This is a genomic window from Microcoleus sp. AT3-A2 (genome assembly GCF_036705685.1).
GTDB lineage: Bacteria > Cyanobacteriota > Cyanobacteriia > Cyanobacteriales > Microcoleaceae > Microcoleus.
The window spans coordinates 204,517-229,539 of record NZ_JAUBVF010000003.1; the positions used below are offsets into that span (position 1 = coordinate 204,517).

The 25,023-nt window shown below is 43.5% G+C and carries 27 protein-coding genes; 8 read left to right on the plus strand and 19 right to left on the minus strand.

Features of this window, described 5'->3' with window-relative positions; all coding sequences use genetic code 11:
• Positions 1-63: 63 nt before the first annotated feature.
• From QUB37_RS03855 to QUB37_RS03885, 7 genes are read right to left on the minus strand one after another with little or no spacing between them, the layout of a single operon-like run.
• A complete protein-coding gene (locus QUB37_RS03855) occupies positions 64-1,023 on the minus strand; it encodes a hypothetical protein (protein ID WP_333159262.1) in 960 nt (319 codons plus the stop codon).
• Positions 1,010-1,942 carry a hypothetical protein gene (locus QUB37_RS03860; protein ID WP_333159264.1) on the minus strand — a complete coding sequence of 311 codons (933 nt, stop codon included), beginning with the start codon at positions 1,940-1,942 and terminating at the stop codon, positions 1,010-1,012. Before QUB37_RS03860 ends, QUB37_RS03855 begins: the two co-directional genes overlap by 14 nt.
• Positions 1,942-2,289 (minus strand): hypothetical protein, encoded by a 348-nt coding sequence (locus QUB37_RS03865; protein WP_333159266.1) that lies wholly within the window; start codon positions 2,287-2,289, stop codon positions 1,942-1,944. Before QUB37_RS03865 ends, QUB37_RS03860 begins: the two co-directional genes overlap by 1 nt.
• Complete coding sequence (locus QUB37_RS03870; protein ID WP_333159268.1) at positions 2,282-4,111, minus strand: hypothetical protein; 1,830 nt, start codon at positions 4,109-4,111, stop codon at positions 2,282-2,284. Before QUB37_RS03870 ends, QUB37_RS03865 begins: the two co-directional genes overlap by 8 nt.
• A gap of 7 nt (positions 4,112-4,118) precedes the next feature.
• Positions 4,119-4,730: a hypothetical protein gene (locus tag QUB37_RS03875; RefSeq protein ID WP_333159270.1), complete on the minus strand. Its 612-nt coding sequence runs from the start codon at positions 4,728-4,730 to the stop codon at positions 4,119-4,121.
• Positions 4,731-4,736: 6 nt separating this feature from the next.
• Complete coding sequence (locus QUB37_RS03880) at positions 4,737-5,492, minus strand: hypothetical protein (protein WP_333159272.1); 756 nt, start codon at positions 5,490-5,492, stop codon at positions 4,737-4,739.
• Positions 5,492-6,208 carry a hypothetical protein gene (locus tag QUB37_RS03885; RefSeq protein WP_333159274.1) on the minus strand — a complete coding sequence of 239 codons (717 nt, stop codon included), beginning with the start codon at positions 6,206-6,208 and terminating at the stop codon, positions 5,492-5,494. Before QUB37_RS03885 ends, QUB37_RS03880 begins: the two co-directional genes overlap by 1 nt.
• Here QUB37_RS03885 and QUB37_RS03890 point away from each other — a divergent pair.
• Positions 6,201-7,475, plus strand: a complete 1,275-nt coding sequence (locus tag QUB37_RS03890; protein ID WP_333159276.1) for a hypothetical protein — start codon at positions 6,201-6,203, stop codon at positions 7,473-7,475. The genes QUB37_RS03885 and QUB37_RS03890 overlap by 8 nt on opposite strands.
• A gap of 633 nt (positions 7,476-8,108) precedes the next feature.
• On the opposite strand, the gene QUB37_RS03895 is transcribed toward QUB37_RS03890, so the two are convergent.
• From QUB37_RS03895 to QUB37_RS03925, 7 genes are all read right to left on the minus strand, one after another.
• A complete protein-coding gene (locus QUB37_RS03895) occupies positions 8,109-9,167 on the minus strand; it encodes a potassium channel protein (protein ID WP_333159278.1) in 1,059 nt (352 codons plus the stop codon).
• A gap of 126 nt (positions 9,168-9,293) precedes the next feature.
• Positions 9,294-12,179 carry an AAA-like domain-containing protein gene (locus QUB37_RS03900; RefSeq protein WP_333159280.1) on the minus strand — a complete coding sequence of 962 codons (2,886 nt, stop codon included), beginning with the start codon at positions 12,177-12,179 and terminating at the stop codon, positions 9,294-9,296.
• Positions 12,180-12,198: 19 nt separating this feature from the next.
• Positions 12,199-12,714 carry a type IV pilin-like G/H family protein gene (locus QUB37_RS03905; protein ID WP_333159282.1) on the minus strand — a complete coding sequence of 172 codons (516 nt, stop codon included), beginning with the start codon at positions 12,712-12,714 and terminating at the stop codon, positions 12,199-12,201.
• 98 nt (positions 12,715-12,812) lie between these two features.
• The gene (locus QUB37_RS03910) at positions 12,813-13,337 is read right to left on the minus strand and encodes a type IV pilin-like G/H family protein (RefSeq protein WP_333159284.1); all 525 of its coding nucleotides are present in this window, start codon (positions 13,335-13,337) and stop codon (positions 12,813-12,815) included.
• A 106-nt stretch (positions 13,338-13,443) separates the two neighbouring features.
• Complete coding sequence (locus QUB37_RS03915; RefSeq protein ID WP_333159286.1) at positions 13,444-13,962, minus strand: type IV pilin-like G/H family protein; 519 nt, start codon at positions 13,960-13,962, stop codon at positions 13,444-13,446.
• A 116-nt stretch (positions 13,963-14,078) separates the two neighbouring features.
• Entirely contained in the window at positions 14,079-14,639 is a 561-nt protein-coding gene (locus tag QUB37_RS03920) for a paraslipin (protein WP_333090579.1), read from the minus strand.
• A 129-nt stretch (positions 14,640-14,768) separates the two neighbouring features.
• Positions 14,769-15,314, minus strand: coding sequence for an NfeD family protein (locus QUB37_RS03925; protein WP_333159288.1), 546 nt, complete (start codon positions 15,312-15,314; stop codon positions 14,769-14,771).
• Between the two features lie 175 nt (positions 15,315-15,489).
• Between QUB37_RS03925 and QUB37_RS03930 the strand changes: the two genes are divergently transcribed.
• Positions 15,490-17,271, plus strand: coding sequence for an AAA-like domain-containing protein (locus QUB37_RS03930; RefSeq protein WP_333159290.1), 1,782 nt, complete (start codon positions 15,490-15,492; stop codon positions 17,269-17,271).
• A gap of 7 nt (positions 17,272-17,278) precedes the next feature.
• On the opposite strand, the gene QUB37_RS03935 is transcribed toward QUB37_RS03930, so the two are convergent.
• Positions 17,279-17,839 carry a Uma2 family endonuclease gene (locus QUB37_RS03935; protein ID WP_333159292.1) on the minus strand — a complete coding sequence of 187 codons (561 nt, stop codon included), beginning with the start codon at positions 17,837-17,839 and terminating at the stop codon, positions 17,279-17,281.
• A gap of 309 nt (positions 17,840-18,148) precedes the next feature.
• Here QUB37_RS03935 and QUB37_RS03940 point away from each other — a divergent pair, with 309 nt between their 5' ends.
• From QUB37_RS03940 to QUB37_RS03955, 4 genes are all read left to right on the plus strand, one after another.
• Positions 18,149-18,739: a type IV pilin-like G/H family protein gene (locus QUB37_RS03940; protein ID WP_333159294.1), complete on the plus strand. Its 591-nt coding sequence runs from the start codon at positions 18,149-18,151 to the stop codon at positions 18,737-18,739.
• A 15-nt stretch (positions 18,740-18,754) separates the two neighbouring features.
• Positions 18,755-19,522 (plus strand): sterol desaturase family protein, encoded by a 768-nt coding sequence (locus QUB37_RS03945; protein ID WP_333159296.1) that lies wholly within the window; start codon positions 18,755-18,757, stop codon positions 19,520-19,522.
• On the plus strand, positions 19,512-20,126 hold the full coding sequence (locus QUB37_RS03950) for a rhodanese-like domain-containing protein (protein ID WP_333159298.1): 615 nt from the start codon (positions 19,512-19,514) through the stop codon (positions 20,124-20,126). Before QUB37_RS03945 ends, QUB37_RS03950 begins: the two co-directional genes overlap by 11 nt.
• 174 nt (positions 20,127-20,300) lie before the next feature.
• Positions 20,301-21,401, plus strand: coding sequence for an iron-containing redox enzyme family protein (locus QUB37_RS03955; protein ID WP_333159300.1), 1,101 nt, complete (start codon positions 20,301-20,303; stop codon positions 21,399-21,401).
• A 53-nt stretch (positions 21,402-21,454) separates the two neighbouring features.
• Here the strand turns inward: QUB37_RS03955 and QUB37_RS03960 are convergent, their stop codons facing one another.
• A complete protein-coding gene (locus QUB37_RS03960; RefSeq protein ID WP_333159302.1) occupies positions 21,455-22,174 on the minus strand; it encodes an SAM-dependent methyltransferase in 720 nt (239 codons plus the stop codon).
• Positions 22,175-22,421: 247 nt separating this feature from the next.
• Between QUB37_RS03960 and QUB37_RS03965 the strand changes: the two genes are divergently transcribed.
• Positions 22,422-23,054 (plus strand): hypothetical protein, encoded by a 633-nt coding sequence (locus QUB37_RS03965; protein WP_333159304.1) that lies wholly within the window; start codon positions 22,422-22,424, stop codon positions 23,052-23,054.
• A gap of 223 nt (positions 23,055-23,277) precedes the next feature.
• Here QUB37_RS03965 and QUB37_RS03970 read toward each other — a convergent pair whose 3' ends face one another.
• Positions 23,278-23,520 (minus strand): ChaB family protein, encoded by a 243-nt coding sequence (locus tag QUB37_RS03970; RefSeq protein ID WP_333159306.1) that lies wholly within the window; start codon positions 23,518-23,520, stop codon positions 23,278-23,280.
• Between the two features lie 200 nt (positions 23,521-23,720).
• A complete protein-coding gene (locus QUB37_RS03975) occupies positions 23,721-24,200 on the minus strand; it encodes a YqhA family protein (RefSeq protein WP_333159308.1) in 480 nt (159 codons plus the stop codon).
• Positions 24,201-24,220: 20 nt separating this feature from the next.
• Here QUB37_RS03975 and QUB37_RS03980 point away from each other — a divergent pair, with 20 nt between their 5' ends.
• Entirely contained in the window at positions 24,221-24,466 is a 246-nt protein-coding gene (locus tag QUB37_RS03980; protein WP_333159310.1) for a hypothetical protein, read from the plus strand.
• Positions 24,467-24,597: 131 nt separating this feature from the next.
• Here the strand turns inward: QUB37_RS03980 and QUB37_RS03985 are convergent.
• Positions 24,598-25,023: transposase (locus QUB37_RS03985; protein ID WP_333159312.1), on the minus strand; the 426-nt coding region annotated here is incomplete at its 5' end.

Below are 25,023 nucleotides of genomic sequence, written 5' to 3' on the forward strand. Positions count from 1 at the left end.
TAGCCCGGTAAATTGAGGTAGACTGTGTGGGCAAACGGTGTCACCGTTTGCGATTTAATAAGATCAATCAGAAAATATTTTGTTTTCACCAGACTGATCTACTAGATAAACTGGCTTGCGGATAGAAGCAAGAGAAATCCATGCTGCCTGAAACCTAATTTCTGCAATTGGTCTGTAACGAGCTTTTTTGATTTCCTTTCCTAAAACAATTTCGCTACCAGGATTTGTAGGGTATGCGTTAATTACATCCTGATTTTCTTTATAAAAGTATTTTTTCTTAGCAAACGACACATTTTGAATGGATAAAAATTGTTTAATCAATTCTTCTCCGTCGGTTTTAGAACGTACCAACAATTGCAATTGATAGCCATTTTCCCAGTCTGTATAACTAGCCATATCTTTTCCGCGTTTCCATATTTTGCCTCCGCCAGTTCCGAAAATATTTTGAATCTTTGTTGTATATTGATTTAAATCGGCACGGCTTAAACTTGTGTCGGTTTTATCCATAAGCCTCATTGAGATACGGCTTCGGATCGGATCGTATCCCGGCTCAATATCTTCTTCGTCTTCTTCAAAATAAATATATAATTGCGGTCTACCTTTGCGCTTGACTTCTCCACCGCCAGTAAATTCTGACTCAGCAGCCTTACCGCCACTATTAGGTCTGTGTTCAATTTGGATAATTTGATCGATTAGCATTTCAGGCGTGCCGCTGAGAATTAATGAAGTAGCATCATTATCCCGATCACGCCAGTATTCGCCTGTTATGATGCCGTCGTCGTTTTCCCACTGTCGGAACCGGGGGCGCTTGCCCGCGTCCGCTCTCCATGCGTTTTCACCCGTTAGCTGATAGTTGCCTAACGCTCTATTTTCAGTCGCTGTTAAAAATCCCGTTTCCCATTTCTCAAACCACGTCTCAAATTTAACAGACGTTTGATTACCTAGTAATTCATAGGTAGCGATAGCTTGCTCAATTTGCTTTTTTACATCCTCAATTGAGCCTTGAAAGTTAATTTTCGTCATCGTCTTCGTTTAATAAAAGTGTAACTTGTTGTCGCCGCTCATTTTGATATGCAGCATATTTAGACGCTGCCAGCGCATCGTCAATCGTATTTGTCACCACATAGATAGCTTCGGAAATAGAATCCTTGAAGCTATCCAAAACATCTTCTGCCCAATCCTGCCACTTATCAGGAATATTCTTTTTAATAAAATCTTGCTGCCGACTCATAAACGAATCAACAGGTAAAGCCTCGTTAGTAACACTGCCGCCAAAAAATCCAGCTTTGCGTGCTGACAAAATAGTTGCCAGAATTCCATTGCGAACAGCAACCGATCGAGCTTGCATCAGAAACGATCGCAATTCATCGCCTACTTCGTCGCCACCTTCCTCCGCAAGCGCCAGCGCAATCTTGCCAGAAAGCACAGGTACGGCAATGCCGGCGATAGTTGCTCCACGCAATTTGTTGTTACCAGTAGCTTTGCCTAAAGCCCCCAAAGTTGCGCCAATCGCCAAATTTGCAAACCCGATCAATCCCCACGCTGCCATCTGACCGACCGCATCGCCGGAATTTTGCAATAGCGATTCATTGTTAGCGGTAATTTGCTTTTTGATTTCGTCGTCGGTGCTGTTCCAGTCAAAATTTTCAAGCTGCAAATAATTACTTACTAATGTGCTGGCAATTTGGCTAATGCTTGCCGTTAGAGTGTTGAGCGCTTGCTGGAAAAGAAACCCAGCAAACTGTTGCAATCTAGAAACAATGCCACCAAGGATTCCACCGCCGCCAGTTCCGGGCCCGCTAGTTATTCCGGGATTGCTACCGTCGCTGCTGGCAGTAATGTCGATCGTCCGTTCGCCGCCTAAATTCTGGCTGTTAATAATCCGGGTCCGGCGACTTCTTAATTCTGTAAGTTCACCAAGTACGATCGGCGTGTTGTTCATTAGGTTAACGGCGCCACAGCCACTGCGGTAGAAACTGTAAATTGAGCAGCTACTGAATGGCGGGCGGTTACCGATCCAGTGGCAGTTGGTGTACTCCAAATTGGAGCGCCAAAAGAATTTAGTTTGCTACCCGCTGGCAATGCTGCATTTTTAGTGGTTTGAGCTCGATTGGCGGCGTCAAGAAGTTTGTAACAAAATTCGATTACCCCTACTTGAGTAAGTAGATTTAGATTCGGAGATTCTCCAGAAACTAGGGAAACATTCACACAAACACCGCGACCGCTATCTACAAAAACTGCATCAGGTGGAAGCGCTGCCAGTAATTCAGCCCAAGTCAAATCATTCATCAGCAGTTTTTGGCCTCTTAATCACAAAATTATTTCCAGTGACATCGCCCGTGGGGGCTGGTGTGTCTACTCGAATTTTAACCCTGAATTCAGGATTGGCAGCGTTAATACTAGCTTGCAGTTTTTCGAGCTCTTTTTCAGTTTCGCGTTTGGTCTCGGCCGCGTCGTATTTTCTTTGATTTCTGGCGTAATCCCCTACCAGTCCTGATTTAGCGTCTAGAGCTACTGCGGATTTTGCTATTTCGCTATTGCGAAGAATCCGGTCTAACACTGCCTGAAAGTCGAACGGGTCAACGTCTGTTAAAAATGCAATCGGCTGTTTTGATGGGGTGAGGAATTTTTTCAGATTAAATGTTGGATTGTCTGAGTCCATTGGAGTGATAGCCGAATCAATAAAAATTGAGCCGTAACCCGTCCGGACTCCAAAAAACCGGATCAAACATTCCACATTTTTCTGAGCAATCACACTAGCAGTATGCGCCTTGGTGGCAGCAACGGCAGCGTGAGAAGATACAGCTACAGCGGCATCGGCATCGGTGGCGGTTTGAATCATCAAGCCGCTAAGCTCCGCAAAAGCCTCAGAAATATTCTCGAATTTAAGCGGTTGGCGTTTGGCTCCATCCACGATCGCAATCTCTACGGGCCACTCACCCTGTACTGCGTCCTGTTGCTTTATATGCCATTCAAACCATTCTGCGAAGTTCTCAATTGGCTGCGCTGGTACGGCGTCGGCAACGGAATTGTCGTTGATCAGTGACTGTGGCATTAGCACAGGATACCGGCCGTAGCCAGCCCTCATGTAATTAGCGGCTACCAGTGCGGCGATCGCATCCACTAAAGTTAGGGGGACAATCGGCACGAAAGACGGACCGGGAGCAGCAAATATTTTTGCTCCCATTTCTCGAATGAGCTTTTCAGGAGCAAATGGCGATAAACCCAAAGCTTTTTTAACCGCTTTTTCGATCATGTCAGGAGTCAGACAAGGGCAGTTCATTTCTTCGCAATCCTCTCTTGGTGGTGGTGGTGATGGTGTAAATCCAGGTGGTATTGATGAAATATTGGCGGCGGGCGGAGCTTTTGCGTAATCAGAGGGAATGCTTGCTTGAATTCCTAGAAAAGTATAGGGAGATTGTCCACGAAAAAATCCATTTCTTTTCATGTACGGAACTGCAAATTTTGTTCTAGTTTGTGTAGGTGCTTGACTATTTACAAAAAAATAACTTCCGCCTGATATTCCATTCCAAGTTTGATTAAAGGTTGGATCTAAAAAAAAACCGCCTCTACCCATATCACTGTAAGGTAGCGAAATTGGTTCATCAGTAAGTGGACCGCCCAACGCTTCGCTTATAGTTCCCCTTGTAAAAACATTCCCTAGTTTGTCTTGAAATTGTTGCGCCCCTGTATCGTAATGCCCTGATCGAGGCTGCCATAAAGGAGAATTCCCCAACATAGTACCGTAGAGATTGAAACCAAAAACATGATTTCCAAAATACGTAGTTGTACTCCCTCCCATCGCTTCAATTGCATCATTATAAGAAAGAGCTTGACTGCTTTGAGGCGAAGGAGGTTTAAGACCCAATTCAGCGGTTTCTGGCTTTTTAGGACACTTTAACCCGCTTCCGTACCATTCAATTGCACTTGAGTACGAGCCATCAGGACATTCAATATATGGCACTGATAAAGTTTCAAGCAATCCATAACCTGTATATGCCCTAACCCCCAAATCAACGGCAGCACCTAACCCTAATGCACTGCCTAATCCTGCCCCCCATCTGCCAATCGCTCCGCCTATTCCGTTACCAATTCCAGTGCAAGCGCTCATAAATACCTCAGATGTAACAAGCCTGACTAACAGTTTGTACGGTTTTTTGAGTAGCGCTCGCATACGCCGACATATTGATTCCTTGTGAAGGTACAAAAGTTGATAGCGATTCAGCTACGGTTGCGATCGTCTTAAGCCCGGCGGCATTTGTATTTGCAAGTTTTGCAACTTGTGGCAACTGCTGCGAAGCTCGTCCTACGACTCCCACTATAAGTCCACTTAACTGTTTTTGTATGTCTTTTTCGATAATCTCCGCTTGCTGTTGTATGGATTCTGTTTGATTTTGCGTTTGCTGAATTGCCTGTAATTCTTTTTGCAGTTGTTGAATAGACGCCGAATTGCTGACCTCCTGCTGCACCTGTTGCTGAATATAATTTACCAAGATTAACTGTACCTTTTCTTGAATTTGCTGCTGTGCGCGTTGTAAAGCTGCCTGTGGATCGCAAGCATTGGCAGGCACTGACACTTGAGCCGCTGCAATAATCTGATTAATAACATTTGGCACAATATCGCGCCCTGGCTTTCCTCTTTCGGCGTTAATCAAGCCTTCGATTGTAGTTCCGTTTTTGCCGTTAATTGGCTGAATACCGCCTGCTGCTGGTGCAACAAAACTAACCATATTATTTTAACCGCTGTAATAAACGCTTGCGAGACTTTGTACTTTTATTAATCGCGATTCGAGATCGAACAAGTAATTGCAATATAACCACTGTTCGTAATTGCCGTATTGAATTTGTTTGAAATATACCATTATTTTATACAAATCATTTACGTTTTGCAAGCCAGAAGTGTCTAAAGTGATCAGCGCGCCATCTACAACTTGTGAAGCTAAAGTATTGAAATACCTCAACTCAACAAAATAGTCGCTAGTAGCATATTGACTCAATGAAATTGTAGACGGCGCCTCAAATTTAAAATAATATTTTTTATTTAATTCCCAAGTTCGTAGCAGTGCGGCGTTTATAGTGCCGTCAGTTGGGGTGTTATGCCCCTCATTATCGTTGCTATTTTCTATCAATAATTTATTTGCGCTTAATTCAGGACCTAGTTTTAACCACTGCCCCTGACTCAAATAATAATTATCATTGCTTTGAATGTTAGTGTAAATAACTCCTGATTCATACATAGAGCGCGGCTCCGGCATTCCGTAACCGCGTTCAAAAACTACTACATTAGCAGGTAATTGTGGTACATTATAAGCTTTTGGCTGCAACCAAGTTAAAACATTATTTTGCTTGATGCTGACATATAACTTTAAACCAACTACAAGAAATTGCCCCTCCCAATCAGGCACGGGGAAAATAGAGCCTTCTGGTAAAACTTTAATTTTGGCTTCGTGAATCTGCTCTCCGCGTAGTGCTGAGTGAAAATAATCAGGCATTACAGTTCAACTCCCATAAACACAACTTTTCCGTCCTCTACATTCATATTATTGCCAGCTAAAACTAGATTTGATAATTCGTAGGGCATGACAGGATTTTGAAATATAAATCGTTGCCAAACCTCTTTTCCATCGCCAAACCACAACGATCGGGGAACTGCAACACTGATATCGCCGTACACTGAAACCAGCATCTGCCCCTCAAATGCCACTTGCTCAAAATTAGCATAAGCAGAAACTCTAGCCCTAGCTTCGTGCTGATCGGCTCCGACTTTAGCGTGAGCGGCTAAATCCAAATCTAGGTACCCTCGCGACAAATTTGGTTTGTGAACAAACACCCGATCGCGCTCAACAGGCGGACTCGGAACTGTAACCCCAATCCCCAAATTCACAAAACCCGCAGGCAACAACCAGCCAAAATCCCACCACCAATCTGCGGTAATCCATCCAGCATTTGCCGATCGCCGTGCCAATAATTCCTTAACATTTTCAGGATCGGTGATAGCGGCGCAACTTAGGCAGCATGGAAAAAGATCGTCTTCTGCGGTTATACAAGTTTTAGGTCTTGGTATATACCCACCTACTTTTCTGGTTTTTTTCCACAAATCCGTAAAACTATTATATCTAGCTGTGGGATGCAGTGGGAGTAATTTTCCTGCTACTTCTGAAATGCTATTATCAGAGTAAGCTCTATTCCTTACTTCAAATATGGCCATTGCTGAAAGTATTTTATTTCAAATCAACTCTAGCAACTATACCGCACCTATCGCTACGATTTACAAGCCTGCCACAGGGTTTAGCGGATTTATTACTACACTAAGATTGACAGTCAATATTAAAAGTATTGATGCGGCCGAATTTCCTTATATTCCCGATGATACGCCACCGGACGTATTGCAGCAAATTCTTGATGATGTAGCTACAAATACTCAATTTAGAGAAATTATTTTATATCAAAAAAAAGGCACTGGAGACTGGATTGAGCGAGCTCCGATTCGACTTTTCAACAAAGAGCCATATTATGACGTGAACTTGATGCGATTTTTCAGCGATTCAAACACCATAGACGTGGCGGAAGATTTGAGCTTGGGGATTCAGGTAAAACTTGGGAATGCACTGACCTCAGTAGACACAATTTTGGTATGGGGTTCCGTAGTCGCCGAAAAAAAAAATAATGGAAATGAGGAATTGAGTGATCGCATTGCGGCACTTGAAACCTTGCTCAGTGTTTACGGTGCACCGTCTGCCAGCCTCCCTGGTACAAACGGTTTGGTGCCGGCGCCGCCCGCTGGTAGTAGTGAGTTTTTGCTCAGGGGCGATCGAAGCTGGGAAAACCCCACTAAATTTGCAACACCAGCACAAATTACCACAGCTATAAATACTTTGGTGGGCAACAGCTCCACAGCACTAGATACTTTAACAGAACTGGGGGCGGCATTAGCAAATGATGCCAATTTTGCGGCTACCATAGCAACACAATTAGCCTTAAAAGCGCCGATTGCTAGCCCTAGCTTTACAGGTCCAGTAACTACCGCTGGCCAAATTATTTTTCCAAGTGTGCAAAATCCTTCAAGTAATCCCAATATTTTAGATGACTACTTGGAGGGAACTTTTATCCCTACGGTGATAGGCACAACAACTGATGGTTTGGGAACTTATACAACTAGGGCCGGAAGCTTCACAAAAATAGGAAAAAGGATATTTTTCGACTTGTTCGTTGAGTGGACAGATCACACGGGGACGGGAACTATTAGAATCGCTGGACTACCCTATATAAGCACAGTTAGCAGTTGTACGACCATTTGGCACAGGAATTTAACACTGGTTGCAAATAGTGTACTTATGGCCAATTTACTGACCATTAATAATGCAGCTATCATTAATATAGCTTCTATTCCTGCAGGAGGAGGCGGGCAAAGCAATGTAGCTATGGATACAGCAGCAGGAATAATGCTTGGAGGAACTTACATCACAACCAATTAATCCCTATTGTTGGAAATTGTTGAAACATTTTCTGTTAATGGCATACTAAAAATTCGTAATCGAACGGTCGTGGGTTCAAATCCCACCATCGGCTTTGGGTTTCAGCGATTTTTGATTTTAGGATTTGTGAGAATGTAGCAAATTTGTATCAAAACGCAGTTTAACTGCTCAAAAATGCTCTCGGCAAAGTAGCCGAGAGCATTTTTATTTGCCCTAAATCCTTGTGTGGTGGAGATTGTGAATTTTTGAAATCATATCGTTTCCGGTTGCATCGGTATTGTTCAAATGTCCAAACAGTCAGTTGTCATATCAATTCCGGTTGTATCGGAATGATGAAACCGCTCTTGACACAGAGGATACAGAGAAAGGGAAGAGAGAGATGAATAATTCCGATGCCAAGGAATTTGATATCCTATCGTTTCCGGTTGCATTGGAATAATAAAATCGAGTCAACATTTAACACTCAACAATTCAGTTTTTCGACCCCTCCTTCAACAGTCAACAGTCAACAGTTAACAGTCAACAGTCAACAGTCAACAGTCAACAGTCAACAGTCAACAGTCAACAGTCAACAGTCAACAGTCAACAGTCAACAATCCAGAGGAGTGCAACCGGAATTGATATGACATCGTATTACTTTGGGGGCCGGGGGATGCGAAAACTCAGGGGACTGAGGATTTGATTGAGAGTTCGCAGTTGTTCAGCAGTACCCAAACAAATTAGCATATCTCCTCCTTCGATCGCAGTTTCTCCGGTAGGCCCGACAATCAAAGTCCCGCCAGCGCGCCGCACTGCTAAAACCAAAGCCCCTGATTGCGATCGCAACTTGGCATCTCTCAAAGTTTCCCCAACGTAGACACAACTATTGGGATCGACCAAAAATTCTTCCATGTAAAAAGAACTGTCGGTACCCGTCAAAACACCGTCTAAAAAATCCATAACTTGAGGCCGCAAAGCCGCCGCCGCCATGCGCTTTCCCCCGGTAATGTAGGGGGATACGACGGCATCGGCGCCGCCTCGCTGCAACTTCTTTACGGCTTCTTCTGTGGTGGCGCGGGCGATCGCCCGTACCTTCGGATTCAGAGTTTTCGCTGACATGACAGTGTATAAATTCTCGGCATCCGAAGGCAAAGCTGCTACTATGCAAATTGCGCGATCGATGCCTACATTCACCAAAGTTTCGTCCAAAGTCGCGTCTCCTTGCACAGCCGTGTACCCCAGCGCCAAAGCTGCCTCAACCGACTGTATCGCCGAATCTATCACCACAAAAGAGATATATTCGGCCTGAAATTCCAAGGCAATTTGGCGGCCAGTGCGCCCAAAACCGCAGAGAATGTAATGCCCGATCAAAGAATCTACCAATCGTCGCTGCTGCCTAATTCTTGCTCCTTCTTGAAAATATCCTTCAATCAGCGCTTCTGTAAAGCGGTTGACGATGAAACCAATCACAATCACACCCATCAAAATCAGGCATATAGTAAACATTCGCCCGCGTTGACCGAGGGGCTGAAGTTCACCGTAGCCCACAGTTGCTAGGGTAAATACTGTCATGTAAGCGGCATCTAGGAAAGACCATTTTTCCACTTGCCAATACCAGAGAGTACCCGTGCATACAATGCCCCCAAGGGCGATGACTCCGTTTCTTAAGTCTTTTTGCAGGCGCTGGTACTTTTGTTCTAGAGTTGAATACACCGATCGGGCTGACCTATTACCTATTAGCTGCTACCAATTTTAACGATATCAGCCCTAGACGCAGCGGGCGCTCAAAAAGCCGGTTGCTGCCTAAATACTTTGCTGCAAAACTCACGACTTTGAGTCTTAACCGGGGTTTTTTTGCCTAATGCCTGACTGAGTTTCAACTCCGTCGCAGAGGTGGCGATTGTTTTGATTGGCGATCGGATTTGTCTGAAAATAATTACGGACTCCATCGCAACCCTGCATCAACAAATTGTCAAGATTAAAATTCCACAGCATCACCGTACCGTCAGCACTAGCACTAGCGATCGCTTTGCCGTCAGGACTAAAACTCGCACTCCAAACAGCATCCTTGTTACCTTTTAAAGTTTGGATCAACGTACCGTCAATGTTCCATAGCCTCACCATTTTGTCTGTGCTTGCAGATAGCAACATCTGACTGTCGGGACTAAAGCTGATATTTGTCAATCCACTTGTATGCTTTAAAATACTTAGCGGTGTGCCGTCTTTGCTCCAAATTCTCGCAGTTCCCCCAGCACTTGCCGTCGCCAGCATTGCTCCATCTGGACTGAAGGTTACACTCATTATTTTATCACTTTTAACCTGTAAAGTTCGGATCAATTTGATATCGTTGCTTGCTTCGATTGACTGCTGTTTTTGCAACTTTTCCACAATCTTTCTCAAACTCCAAACTTTAACAGTGCCATCAGTGCCAGCCGCAGCAATTATCTGACCGTCTGGGCTAAAATTTGCGCTGGTTATCCAACCTCGCTCCACTTTGAAAGTTAACAATTCTTCACCGTTTATTTTCCAGAGTTTCACGGTTCCATCGGTACTTGCTGAAGCAATAATTTTACCATCTGGACTCAAACATACGCTTGTTATTTGACCGCTGTTTCCTTTTATATCATGAATTAACTTGCCATCTTTTTGCCAAATTTTGAGAGTTTTGTCGTGGCTGGCAGAGACAATCATCTGACCGCTCGGAGTGAAAATTGCCCTAATAATTTTATCAGTATGCCCTGTTAATGTTGCTTGCAAAGTTCCATTAGTTTGCCAAAGCTTGATATAATTATCATCGGTAGCAGTCACAATTGTTTGACTGTCGGGACTGAAAATCGCGAAAGCAAGCGTACTGGCTTGAGTCTGCAAGCGGCGGCGTTCCCGAAAGTTGTAAACTGCCTGTTCGAGGGCGATCGCCACTCGCATCTGAATATCTGAACTCACTCCGAGCGATCGTTTCATTTCTGTAACTGCTCTAATGCTTTCTAGCAAAGCTTCTTCTTTTTTATCTGCGGCAAATAGCGTTTCTGATAGCAAACTGAGAGTGAGAATTTTGTTGTTTCTTTCTTCGATTGACGGTTTTACCCAAAAAGCTACTATCAGGATTGATATTAATATGACTGCGGCTCCTGTAACTGTTTGGACTCTCAGTTGTTGCTCGCGCCAAAGTTTAACTGCAATCGCTTTTTTCTGCTTTTGTGCTTCGCTTAGTTCCTCTAGTAACTTTTTTTCGCGGCGCAGTTGTTCCATTTCAGTTTGAGTTTGTTTTTCGCGATCGCGCAATTTGGCAAATTCCGCTTCTTGACTCGCACCTAAAAATTGATAATCTTGGGTGTTCAAGCTTTTATTTGTCGCCCACTGTCGGGCATCTTCCAGTGCTTGACCCCGCAACAAGCGAGATTCGTCTTGACAATTTGTAGCTATCCATGCTGTTAGGGATTCAGCATAGGGGCGCAAGTCGCCGAGTGCTTTTTCTACCCAGTTATGGTTGAATATAGCTGCGTAAATGCGGTTGGATACGGTTAATTTTCCGGCTCGTTTTACTACTAATCCGCTCAGCCGCAATTCTGTTTGTTCTGGAGTATCATCGGCGCAGATCCCCCCTGCCCCCCTTAACAAGGGGGGTTCTGAAGGTTGCTGATTTCCACTCAGTTGCTGTTCGGTTTGTTCTGGAGTATCATCGGCCCCGATCCCCCCTGCCCCCCTTAACAAGGGGGGTTCTGAAAGTGGCAATATTTTTTGATATAGTCCTAATAACCTACTGGCGCGGTGCGGACTTCTGAGAAGGCGATCGCGAATTGTTTTGATGTGTACCGGTTCATCGGATGATTCCCAATTATCAATAATATGAGATTGCACTATCTCGCTAATTAATAATTGATTTGTAGTAAATTTTTCAGTTTTGCTTTCATCCGTTGAATTTGATATAATAGAAGCAGACGCTAAGCTTTTTAAATGGTGCAAAATCAGCTTGCAAAGCTTTTGAGTCAGAAATGGCTGTCCTCCAGTCCAGTCCAAAATCTCTTTTAAAACCTCTTGAGGATTGTCTACTTTTCCCTCAAATCCCTTTGCTAAAGGCAGAGCTTCTTGTAAGTTAAAACCGTGCAATTCAATAGGGAAGCCGATATTAAAGGGCGTGCGAGTTGCATCGCTAATTAAATCCGATGGCGTAGCTACTCCCAGCAAAGCAAATGTAATGCGCTGGTATTCTGAATTGTGAGCGCGTTTATTGTAGCAACATCTAATTAATGCAAAAAAATCGTCTAGCGGTTCTTGGAAACTCAGAACGCTATCAATTTCATCAATAAAAATGACCAATTTTTGAGAAATTTTGACCAGCAGCAATTCTTCAATTAACTCTCCTAAGCGCTGCACGGGCGACATCAACTCTCTCTCCCGCCACCAAGCCATAAACTCGACTGGGTTAAACAGGTTGAAACTGCACAATAGCTTGTAAGCGACGCCACCGTACCACTTATCTAGAGAGACTTGCTGGTTGCCAATGTCCGAAAGGTCGATCGTAGCACAGGCAATGCCATCAGCCGAGAGTTTTTGTACAGTTCGCACCAGCAAACTAGATTTGCCCATTTGTCGGGAATTGAGCACGTAACAAAACTCTCCAGCTTTCAGGGCTTGATAAAGTTCTGAGTCAGCTTGTCGCACTACATAAGTAGGTGCATTTTGCGGGAGACTGCCGCCGATTTGATATTGGTAATCCACTGTCATTATCTAGGCTTTAGTTAGATTAGTTTCTCAGTTCTACTGTGCCTGTAGCACAAGCAATTTTACCATTTTGATTGGTGGGTTCTGGTGGTTTAATTGTACCAGGAGAATCTGATCGGCAAAATATAGATGTGGTCGTTATTTTATTTTTAGAAGCATTTGACTCAACTTTTGTAGCAGGAATTACAAAGACACCACCGACATAGCTTTTAAGGTCTTTTTGCTTTGAGACTCCAAAATTAAATGTTGCTTTTTTTGTGGTCACAAGGGAATATTTGTAATTTTCTGTCTCCCTTTTAATGGCAATTCCTAAAGTCTTAACAGAAGTGCTAAAAACACTTTTTTCGGCAAAATAGGCTTGCTGACCTTGGTTGATTGATCTAACAGAATCGTAGGCTTCCGATTCCTTTACGCTGCTAACCCTAATCAGGAACGCTCGCACAGCGATCGAAACAATTACTCCAAACCCGATTAAAACCAATAAGCGTACCCAACCATTAGATGAAATGATAGCTGATTTATAATTTTGTTGACTCATTGTTTTGTATCCTCTCTATTTGTTGTAATGACTTTAGTCCGGTAAATCTCAATTGAATGCCGATTTGATATTGGTAATAGACTGTCATAATCTAGCCTCTAGTGATAACCGTGTCTCACTTGTAGGGTGCCTGTAGCACAAGCAATCTTACCATTTTGATTGGTGGGTTCTGGTGGTTTAATTGTACCCGCAGAATCAGCTTTGCACAATATAGATGTGGTCGTTATTTTATTTTTAGAAGCCTTTGATTCAACTTGTGTAGCAGGAATTACAAAGACACCACCGACATAGCTTTTAAGGTCTTTTTGCTTTGAAACTCCATAATTAAATGTTGCTTTTTTTGTGGTCACAAGGGAATATTGGTAATTTTCTGTCTCGGTTTTAATGCCAATTCCTAAAGCCTTAACAGAAGTGCTAAAGACATTTTTTTCGGCAAAATAGGCTTGCTGACCTTGGTTGATTGAGCTAACATACTCTCTGGCTTCCGATTGCTTTATGTTCGTAACCTTCTTCAGAAATGATGGTCTAACCAGCAAAACAAATACTCCAATCATGATTAAAAGCACTAAGCATCCACCACCATTAGATTCAATGCTAGCTGATTTATAATTTTGTTGACTCATAGTTTTGTATCCTCTCTGTTTGTAGTAAAGACTTTAGTCCTGTTAATCTCAATTGAATGCCGATTTGATATTGTAATCGACTGTCATTATCTTGCGTCTAGTTAGATTATTTAGTCACTTGTATTGTGCCTTGACCACAAGCAACTTTACCATTTTCATAGGTGGGTTCCGCTGGTTTAATTGTACCGGGAGAATCAGCTTGGCACAATATGAACGTTGTAGTTATTTCCTCTTTAGCAGCATTTGGATCAAAGTTTTTAGCAGGAACTAGAAAGACACCGCCGACATAACTTTTTAAGTTTTTTGCCTTGGATACTCCATAATTAAATCCTGCTTTTTTAGTGGCGCGAACTGAATACTGGAAATTTGTTGTCTCGGTTTTAATCCCAATTTCCAAAGCATTAACAGAAGTGGCAAAAGCACTTTTTTCAGCAAAGTGAGCTTGCTGCGCTTTGTTCATTGAGTTCACATACTGTTTTGCTTCCGACTGCTTGCTTCTATTGGTATTATTTAGATAAAATGGCAGAGCTATCCCATTCATTACTCCAATACCGGCTATAAGTAATAAGCATCCGCAACCGCGAGAAGCTGCATTGCGAACTATTGATTCTTTATTGTTAGTCATGGTGTTTTCTCCTTAAATGGTATATACAATGCGAATTAAAATCGGCGAGGCAGAGCTTCTGTATCTGCGTTACCAGGCTCTGCCTGGTAACGAGGAAAACGATGGAATACTAATCCCTAAGCTCGCAGCTTTTGTACTTCTTTCCGGTCAATGGATGTGGGCTGAATCACTTTACTGCCGATCGCAAAATCGCGCAATTCCACTCTCGTAAACTTCACACCCCAAGGATCTGTCGTTGTATCCAACTCTTCCACTAAAGCATTATTAATCTCATGTCGAGCCGTGTAGAGTTCCTCAACAGATAATTTAGCAAGGTGAGTCCGAATTGAAAGAATCAGCATATTTAACATCGCTTCCTTGAGATTCTGCACTTTGTAGGAAGCTTTTTCTAAGTCAATGATTCGCCAGTACACAATAAAATCAACGGTGACGGCAACCCGATCGCGCGTCGTGCATTCTTGCGGTGACAGCCTTAAAATTTGCTCGCGCAGAGTTTGTTTATAGGCGACTGTTTCGACAAAGGGAATCAAAAATGTTATACCCGGTTCTAGTTTTTTTCGATCGTACTTTCCGAAAATTTCAACTAATGCCTCATCTCCTTGACGGACAATTTTTACGCTGTTGGCTAAGGATACTCCAGTGATGGCAAACAATACCGTCAAAAAATACTGATACATAGTGAATCTCCTGGTAAATAGTTGACAGTTGACAGTTGACAGTTGATAGTGATTTCTTAGTCTCTTAGAGGGACTTTGTTTGGCAAGAAGCGATTTAACTCGCCGAGTCATAAAAGAGTCAACTCAGATTTAGCCGTTGATGTGAATTAATCTGTCAGGTACAACAATCAGCGTGTTTCCTTCGCGGCGCAAAACGTAAACTTTTTGTCTGGGTGCGATCGCCCCTTGGGAATCTTCATTGCGAGCTTTCCACGAAGCCCCTTCATAAATCACCATTCCGGTTTCTCCGGGGAAAATTTCGGAGATAGTTGTCGCTTCGGTTGCTTCGGGAATCACAAACTTTTTGCGAACAATAAAAATTGGTCTAATCCAGATGCTCAGCGCGAGGGCTATCCCCATCCAGTAGAAGATTTGCCAGTCAAAATCTTCATACATTATGTTCGCCCAACTAAACTCAAATGCTATAGACCCTCTCCACAAAATAAATGATTCAATTACAGCCGAAGCTCCCATCATTAGCAGGTAAAATCTGTATTTTTGGGGCTGAGTTTTGATGATTAATAGCTCCATCGCACTAAGCACAACTCCGATCAGCAACCAGAATAGGGGCGGGGTGAAGGCGAAACCTGGTTGATTAGTGGCTGACGCCAGCGACCAAATTAGGATAGAATACACAATGCTTTTACCTCGTTTTGATGGGATTCAACCTTGTTATTTCTAATCTAATCAGGCGGCTATTTGAGTTGGCGACTGAGTTATTTCAAAAATCATCGACTTTTCATCGACTTTTCATCGACTTTAGGGGCGGTTGGCATTTATGATGGTTTCAGTGTTTTGATTGTGATAAGCAATGCCACGATCGCTAAGGGTGCGCGAAGAGTGCATTCGCGCAGTTAAATCCTGTCTCCTGAGAAATGGCTTCCCCAGTCAAAAAATCCTGGCTGAGGATTTAGGGATGGCGCAATCTACTGTCAGCCATTTTCTGAATGGCAAACCTGTGGATTATGCCAATTTCATTGAAATTTGTCGCGGATTGGGGCAGGAATGGCGCGATATAGCCGATTTTGAGGCGAATTCAGAGCCAGAGGAGGTAGTGCTGGTGAGGGCCACAGTGGCGATCGTCCGTTGGCGAAGCCCTCGAAGAGGATCGACCTCACACAATACGCTTTCCCAGCAGTTACACCAAGCTTTGAGTGCGGGAGGCCACGAAGTCTTTTTTATTAACAACAGCAGCGACTCAGGCTCATATTTAAAGCGTTGCGATTATTTGCTGTTGCTGATTTCGGAAGAATCGGCCGCTAGCGAAATGGTATTGGAACAAGTGCAGCTAGCCAAGGAATTGCACAATCTAACTGCTCGTAAACCTGCAATTTTACCGATTTTATTTGAATTAAATACACCGCTTTCTTTTGATTTACTGAGCTATTTAGCAGGAATTCAGCCCTGGCTGTGGCGCGGTGTTGGCGACTCATTTAAGTTAATATCACAAATTTTAACCATTATCAAAGAAGGTCGCACATCGTTAACTGCCGACCATGAATTAGCTGTAGAATGGCACGCAATTACTAGCACAAAACAGTCAATAATTCAACCCCTGCCAGCAGCGCCGCCAGAATTGCCGGGAGGACAAGTTGAACTCACTTCTTGTTTTTATATCGATCGCCCTCCGATCGAATCCCGCTGTTACGAGACGATCGCCCAACCGGGAGCACTGATCCGCATTAAAGCGCCCAGACAGATGGGCAAAACTTCCTTGATGGCGAGGATTTTGCATCACGCAGAACAGCAAGGTTCTCGCACGGTAGCGCTGAGTTTTCAGCTAGCCAATCGGAAAATATTCGCTAATTCAGATACATTTTTGCAGTGGTTTTGTGCTAGCATCGGTCAAGAGTTAGGAATGTTGGAGCAGTTGCCCAAGTGTTGGGAATTAGCCGATTTAATTGGCAGTAATCAGTGCTGCAAGGCTTATTTTGAACAGTATTTGCTGTCAGAATCCTCAAGACCTCTGACGTTAGGCTTGGATGAGAGCGATCGCCTGTTTGAATCACCGGAAATTGCTGATGATTTTTTTGGGTTATTGCGCGCTTTGCACGAAGAAGCAAAACGGAGAGATATTTGGAAAAAGTTTCGTTTGATTGTGGTGCATTCGACGGAAGTCTATATCCCGCTGGATGTGAACAAATCGCCTTTTAATGTGGGTTTACCGATTGAATTGCCAGAGTTTAATTCCCAGCAAGTGCAAGATTTGGCAAAGCGGCACGGATTGAATTGGAGTGGGAATGAAGTTGCAGAATTGATGGGGTTAGTGGGCGGAAATCCTTATTTAGTACGGCTAGGGATGTATCATATTTCGCGTCAAGATGTGACTTTAGATCGGTTAGTGAAAGAATCTGCAACTGAAGCGGGAATTTACAGCGATCATTTGCGGCGACATTTATGGAATTTAGAGAAATATTCGGAATTAATGGAGGCGATGAGAGAGGTTGTGAATGTTTCTCAGCCAGTTAGATTGAGGTCAGAATTGGGGTTTAAGTTAAATAGTATGGGGTTGGTGAAATTGGATGGAAATCATTGCATTCCGAGATGTCGGTTGTATCAGGAGTATTTTGGCGATCGGCTTGACTGCAAATAATCCCTATTTACCCGATCGCCAAATCCACACTAACTTCAAATTCTGGAAATGCCAGCGGCGAAACTCGATCGCCACGCCAAAACCTCAGCATTAAACTGTAACCGTTAACCGTTGGCTGGCGGTAAACTTCCAAGCAGTTTTCCTGTAAATTTACTATCCAGACTTCCTGAATTTGCGATCGAGCGTAAATAGGAAGTTTCACGTCTCTGTCATAATCTATTGAAGTGTCAGCTACTTCTATTAATAGTAAAACTTCGGATGGGACAGGATGGGCAGTTGAATAGTAATCGGCGCGAGGTTGCAGCAATACTAAATCGGGTTGCGGTTCGGTTCGCTGGCTGACTTGAATGGGGTTTTGTACCGTCACAATCGCCCTTTCTTCTGGAAGCCGGCAAAAGAGTCGGGTAATCCGGTTAACACAACCTGCATGACGAGTTCCAATAGCGGCCATTTCAACAAGTTCTCCTTCTATCAATTCTACGCGATCGCCCTCTGAAAGAATCCCAGCTTTACCCATCAGATGGTATTCTTCTACTGTGAAAAGTCTTTTGAGCAACTGCACTGCCATAACTTACCCTTCCTCTAATTATTTCTTCGATTATAGTCACACGCCCTATTAAATGCCAAATGCCAGTGATGTCTAAAGTCGATGAGAAGTCGATGAAAAGTCAGTCGAGTTCTCAAATAGCCTGGTGATTTAATAGAGATAGAGTAGAAGCAAGGCACAATATGCGAGGTTTGCATACCCCGCCGCACTCAGTGATATATTCAGTTTAACCTCAATGAGGCATTTACCTGAAACCTGAATATTGTCGCGCCTCTCCTCCAATAATTACTCGCTGGACAACTAATCGGCTAACACATTTGAAGAACAATCATGCAGCTTAAGAAAAATCCTCAACTCGATGCACTCGATAAAAAAGTGGAATCTTCAGAAAAAAAGATTCTCCCTGACAAAAAACGTAAATCATGGGTAGGAACTTTTCTGAAAATCACTTTTATTTATTTTCCTCTGGGCAGCATAATACTTGGTGCGATCGCGTTGCCGAATCTGCTCTCTTGTGGCAATAAAGCGAAGCAGTCAGAAGCTAAACAATATGTTAGCTCAATGAACCGCGCTCAACAAGCTTATTTTGCCGAAAAAGGTGTTTTTGCAACTTCCCTTGATGCCCTCGATCTTGGTCTTAAGTCTCAAACAACCAACTACAATTATTCAGTAATTGCTGGTAAAAAAGCTGCATTTAGTTACGGCGTATCCCGCACAGTACAAAAGGATATCAAGAGCGTTATCGGAGCTGTTTTTTTAGTACCCACACCTCTTGCCAATGCTAAGAAAGCTGCCGATACAAGTACGATGCTAACTATATTATGTATTGCCAAATCTGATACTCCAACTCCACCTGCTGAGCCAATAAATATTAACGGTAAATTAGCTTGCGGTGATGGGACAGTAGAATTGAATAAGTAAATTGCGACCAAAATTATGCCAGAAATTGTCAAAGGCTTCATCATCTTAGCTTGCATCTTCATTCCCCTCGAAAGAATTTTATCCTTGCACAAGCAAAAGGTATTCCGTCTCGGATGGGCAACAGATGCCACCTATTTTTTTACAGGTCACTTTATTGGTAGATCCGGCGCTATTGTTGTAACTGTAATTTTGTCGCTGATGACTAATTTACTAAACCCGGAATTGCAAAGCAAAGTAGCTTCTCAACCTTTGTGGTTGCAGTTGGCAGAAGCAGTTATCGTTTCAGATATGGCATATTATATCGCTCACAGACTACTGCATGAAGTACCCTGGCTTTGGCAATTTCATGCAATCCATCACACCATTGAACACATGGACTGGTTAGCCGCAGTGCGGGTGCATCCCTGCGAGCAAATCTTTACTCAGATTTGCAAAATTATGCCTCTTTACTGGTTGGGATTTACTAAGGAGAGTTTGGTGGTTTATGCTCTTTATTCGGCGGCGATCGCTTTCTTAATTCATTCTAATATTAAATTAAAATTTGGCATCCTAAAATGGTTCGTAGCAACCCCACAATTTCATCACTGGCATCACAGTAAAATTCCCCAAATCCACAACAAAAACTTTGCTGTTCAGTTGCCATTGTTAGATTTGCTATTTGGCACTATCTATATGCCAACCAAAAAAATGCCTGATCAATATGGAATCTCTGATTCTATACCTGCTGGATATGTCGGACAAATGTTCTATCCATTTTCAAGGATGATTAAAAATGCTAGATGAAAATGCAAAACCAGGTATTAAGCGCTATTCTCGCCTTTTCCTGGCAATTATGGGTTTTGGCTTGACGAGTGTTGCTTCTGTGGGTGCAGTTGCCCTATTTCATCACATGGATATCCTAACTTTTATCGCCAGTTTAAATACGAAACAAGTAACTGTTGCCGAATTGCAGCAGGGTAAGTTGAAACCAGTGATTTTGATAGATGTGCGATCGCCCGAAGAATACGCAGAAGATCGCATCGGTGAAAGTCCGCTAGTTCCCATAATTGATATTGAGATGGGGTTCGGTGTCAAGCAGATTCAATCCATTGTAAAAGCTAGGGTTAAATCCGATCAACCTCAGCCCGTAATTGTACTTTATTGTGCCAGAGGAGGGCGATCGGTTAAAGCATACAAACAGTTGGAAAAAGTCGCTCGGCATTCCCAAGAATCTGCGGGAAATGAGACTAATAAGATTAAGGATATTAGCCTGAATGTTGTTGTCCTTTCAGGAGGTATCAAAGCGTGGCGACAAGCAGTGCCGGCTCCAAAAGATGCCCAGATATTAGCTCCAATTACTTTGCGGAGTTTGATAAAGTCTCCGTCAGTCACCCTGCTTTCGGAATGAATCGGGGCCGTTGTGGCGCAATTGATTTCTATCAAATCTCTATCAATGGAAGGGTGTATGGGGCTGACAGATTCGCTATGTTGAAAGTAATTAGCCAGAATCCTCAGCAATCTGCAACGGTTGGCTGTTTGGGCAGGCAGCACAATAATCAAAGTCATAACATAAGTTGATTCCATGCAAAACACGGCAGATTTACTCCCCAAAATAGACTCGCCGAGTCTTCCCAAAAAGCAACCCGTACCCCCAAATTACGAAGCAGCCGATCGCCAATTTGTCAATTTGCTAGAAGTCGAGGATTTAGACAAGACGGTGGCGGCAAAACCGTTACTTGTCAGCGATTTTGAAAGCGTGATCGCCTATGCAATTCAAGCAGCTTACCAACAGGAACCGGGCGATGAGGCCGCTCACCGCTTCTTGCAGCGCATACTTTACCGCGTCAACCGCCTCAACTTGTTTTGGTACGACGATTTGCGCCGCTACAACAATGAACGATCGCACTATTTGCGTTCTGTGCGCGATCGCATTGAGGAACCTTGGCAGCAGTGGGAAATCGCGCAAATCGACGTTGCAGCGCTGCAAAAATTGCCGGATGTTAAGCAAGCCCTGCGCGATCGCGCCGCCGCCGATGTCGATCCTCCGCTAACTGAGCTCGATCGCTACCAGCGGGAACAGATGACTGAGGAGGGATACAAACACCTACTGGCGATCGCCTCTTTCGATGGTTTAGTGGAAGCCAGCCGCCTTTCTCGCATCCTCGGCGGTGCCGGCAACGAAATTCAGTGCACCCTTACGCGAGTGCTGATCGAAGAATATGGCGGCGGTCGCCTCCCCCGCAAGCACTCGACCTTTTTTGCTCAAATGCTGGCTGAATTCGATATGAGTACGGAACCAGAAGCGTACTTCGATTTAGTGCCTTGGCAAGTGCTCGCAAGCATTAATCACAACTTTCTGCTGACGGAACGCAAGCGCCATTTTCTGCGCTACAACGGCGGATTAACTTATTTTGAGGTGGCGGGGCCCGTCGCTTACCGCAATTATCTAGCCGCCGCCCAGCGTCTGGGCCTCTCGCAGGCTGCAATGGGTTATTGGGAACTGCACATCAAAGAAGATGAGCGTCACGGCCGCTGGATGTTGGATGAAGTGGCGATCCCGCTGGTTGACAGATACCCGCAGGAGGCGTGGGAACTGGTGTTGGGGTACGATCAGGAGAAGTCGATCGGCGATCGGGCTGCTGCTGCTGTAGTGCGATCGATCCAAGCCACAGAGCACAATTAACAGCTATATCCTAGGGTGTATCAAAGACTGATGCACCCTACCAGGCCTGTATTTTAAAATGCTGTCATTAACTGAATTAGCTCGATCGACAAATCTCTTTGCGACTTTTGGTGCTTCTTAAACAAAACTCCAGCCAGCAGATAGATATTTTCCGAATAAAAAGCCATTCCCTGTTCTCTGAGAGTGGCGATCGCGCTTTTCACCTTGGGTTCCGAACTATAATAGCCAAAAGTTAAAGGTGCAATTTCAAAATTTGCAACCGAGTAGCCTCTATCCAAGGCATAATCGATCAAACCCACAGGATTAGAATAGCTAGAAACCATCAGCAAAACTTCATCGCTGCCCAAAGATAAAAGTTTCTTAGCAATTGTACAACCATCACTCCCGCCGTGCAACAGCGGCTGGTAGATTTTATCATCCACCGCAGGCAAGTAAGGCGGATTTGAGATTACACAATCCGCCGACTCGTATAAAGGCGAATCAAAAAAAGAGCAATTGTTGACGGTGTATTTTTCGCTCAGTTGATATTCCTTAATTTGAGACTGAGCAATTTTCCAAGCTACATTATTTAGCTCAAATCCCTGTATTTCCCCATCAAAATCGCTTCTCAGCAAAGACTTAATAACTGGACTTCCCTCTCCTGAACCAAACTCTACGATAAGTCGAGAATTGTCACTAGCATTTAACACTAAACTTTCCAAGCAGTGCGCGTAAAAATCCGATTCTTCCGGGCAGTGGAATACCTGTTTCAGAGGATGGGATGAAGTGAGCATAAATTCTGTAACAAAGTTGACTATTTTCAAAGTATCGAATAATTAATATTCCAGCCATCTGTCGCAAGAGCTATTTATCAAGTTGTGCAATCTCTCTCTTCCTGTTTTATCTGATGCGATAAAATAACTATTACTACCGACAGATTATCAAATTCACTAGATTAATCCGATTGACAGATTGCAATTAGAGCGATTGCTGATGAGATATTACCTAAGCAACTAATTGTAAATTTTAATAGTGTCAGATATGACCTTTTTTAATTATTCAGTTCCGCCTCTGCGCCGGAAACAGCTTAACATCGAGGTTCAGGATTTAGAAGGGCTTTGGCAGGTTCAGTTCCCCCTTGGCAAAGATCGATTTTATTCACAATTTTATACTTGTCTCGATCGAACTTGCTTGCTGTGGAGCTTGCTGTTAATACCCATCTTCGGCACAGCACAATTTTTTTCTGTGAGTTGGATGCTGCAAGCAGGTTTGTGGTCAGCGCTCAGCCTTGTAGGTACAGCAGCAATGGTAAGTATGACATACTCTTGGGTCAAAATAGAACGCCTGATTTGGGTGCTTTACGGTTGGGTAATCCTAATGTTATTAGGATTGCTGCTGACCGATTTAGCAATTTTTCTCAGTTGGGAAAAAGTGTTGGCGAATCTCTGTGCCCTCTGGTTGGGAATGAGCGGAATAGGGTATTTGGGGACTGGACTGGCAGTGCGATCGCGCGCGCTTTTAGCAGCAAGTTTATTTCACCTGTTGGGGATTTTGATTTTGCCTTACACGGGCGGTTGGTCTTTCCTATTTACGGGAACCATAATGGTATTTAGCTTGGTCGTTTTAGCCGAATTGCAATGGGATATGCGACACCCGATTAACAGGCTACATTAACTTCTGTACCACCGCTATTCCAACAGCTATCAACGTAAAGCATTAACCACAAGTGATGAGTAGATTGCTAATAACTGAGGATATCATGCCCGCTAGAATAACGTCACTGCAATTGGTTGGTAGTGAAGACTCTTGGTTCTCATCAAAAGTTGAGCAAGGAAGCCCTCACTACACAACGGATACGGGTTATGTTAGCGGACACGATATTACTAATTGCTGATAACTAATTGCCACCAGACTGTACAGATTTGCGGGTTTGGTTAGTATCGTCGCCCTTGTGATGCCACGTGCCACCTTCGCCTTGAACATATTCAGATTTTACACTGTTCCAAGCAACGCTAGTAGCACCATCGGCGCTCATTCCATCTTCACTGGCGCTCTTAAAAGCCGCCTGAAAAATTTGTTTCGCTCCTTGGGGGAGTTCTTGTGCTTCTGAAGGTATGGTATCAAATTGTTGTTCTGGCATAATGACCTCTAATTATTAAACACAAATTAAATGTTATATACTAGAAGCCACTACTTTCCTCTCTCTAAAAGCAAGTTTAAGATTGCATTTTTATCAGTCCGAAGACAGATGTAATATTAAAGTTTTTGTAAAAAGAAATACAACTTGATTGCCGTTCCTGGTTCAGCCGGATTTGGCTAATTTCCCTCCTCCAACAGCCCTTAATCTGACTTCGGCTTTTTCACCTGCGAACTTAGAAAATACGTCAGCGCAGCAATTACTAAAGCGATACCCGCTCCCAGGGGAAGGATGTTCGTCCCGCCGTTCCACCTAACTACTTCAGAGAGAAACAATACACTCAACACTACTACAATCACGCTGGTGAGTTTGCTTTTCAGGTCATCGATGGTGTGAATTTCCAGCCAGTGTGGTACTTTGATGCGCTCGTCTATAAACAGCTCGTAAAGTCCGAGTGCAGTAATGTAAAATACTGTGGCGAGGAGAAACAAATCTACAACTTCGATGCTAGACAGAATCAGTTGTTTGGAGTTTTCGCTGGAAACCGGTACTGTAGCTGTGTGGCCGATGGTAATGAGGGTTTCCAGGGCACCGTAGATCAAAAGCGTCACAGACGTTGCAAAAGAACCGAATACAGCGATTAACATTAGATAGCGACTTCTGGCAAGAACTCGATGCAGCATAGTTGGTGTCCGTTTGGAAAATGTGTTATGGAACAAGCGCTCTCTGGCATACCTTTGGTTTTACTATATCAGGGTTTAGCCGATCGCCCTCACAAGCAATTCTGACGACTTCGCCGCCGCTGGTTAATTTAATCTCGCGCGGGCCGGATTCGGATAGCCCTCAGTTCGCCTTCGTGTTAGATGCCACTCAAATCCCAGTCAAAAGCCTTGCTGTTGCGGGGTTGCAGGTGTTATGGCGACTCAGAGCGAGCGATCGGGCTTTTTGAGATATTTTAGTTTCCTGGGAAAGTTTGAACGGTATGCTACCAGGGGCGAAATTGCCAGCAGCAAGTTAAGGAAAAATAGCCCTCAAAAAAAATTTAAACTATAGTCATTTCAAATAAGTATGAGACACTCTTTATGCACAATAAGCACGAATAACTTCATCAAGAGATGTGTTAGGAGACGCATACATTTTAGCTCTCTTTAATGCACTAAAATCATGCTCAATATCATTTAAGTCAGGAGAGTATTTTGGTAAAAATATTATCTGATGACCGGCCTCCTCAACCAATAGTCTAATGACCGTCTTACGATGAATGGGTGCATTATCCATAATCAATATAGATGGACTGGTTAAATCTGGTAACAAATATAAAGATAACCATCCTTCAAATCCTTCTGCATTCAAACTACCCATAAATAGCATTGGTGCAATTAAGTCCTTCTTTCCTTTTCTTCTTCCTGCTACTAAATTTTCTCTTTTCCCCCGTTTTCCTGGTCTTTCACCATAGACTTTCTTTCCTCTTTCTGCCCAGGCATAGACAGAACCTTCAAATTCCTC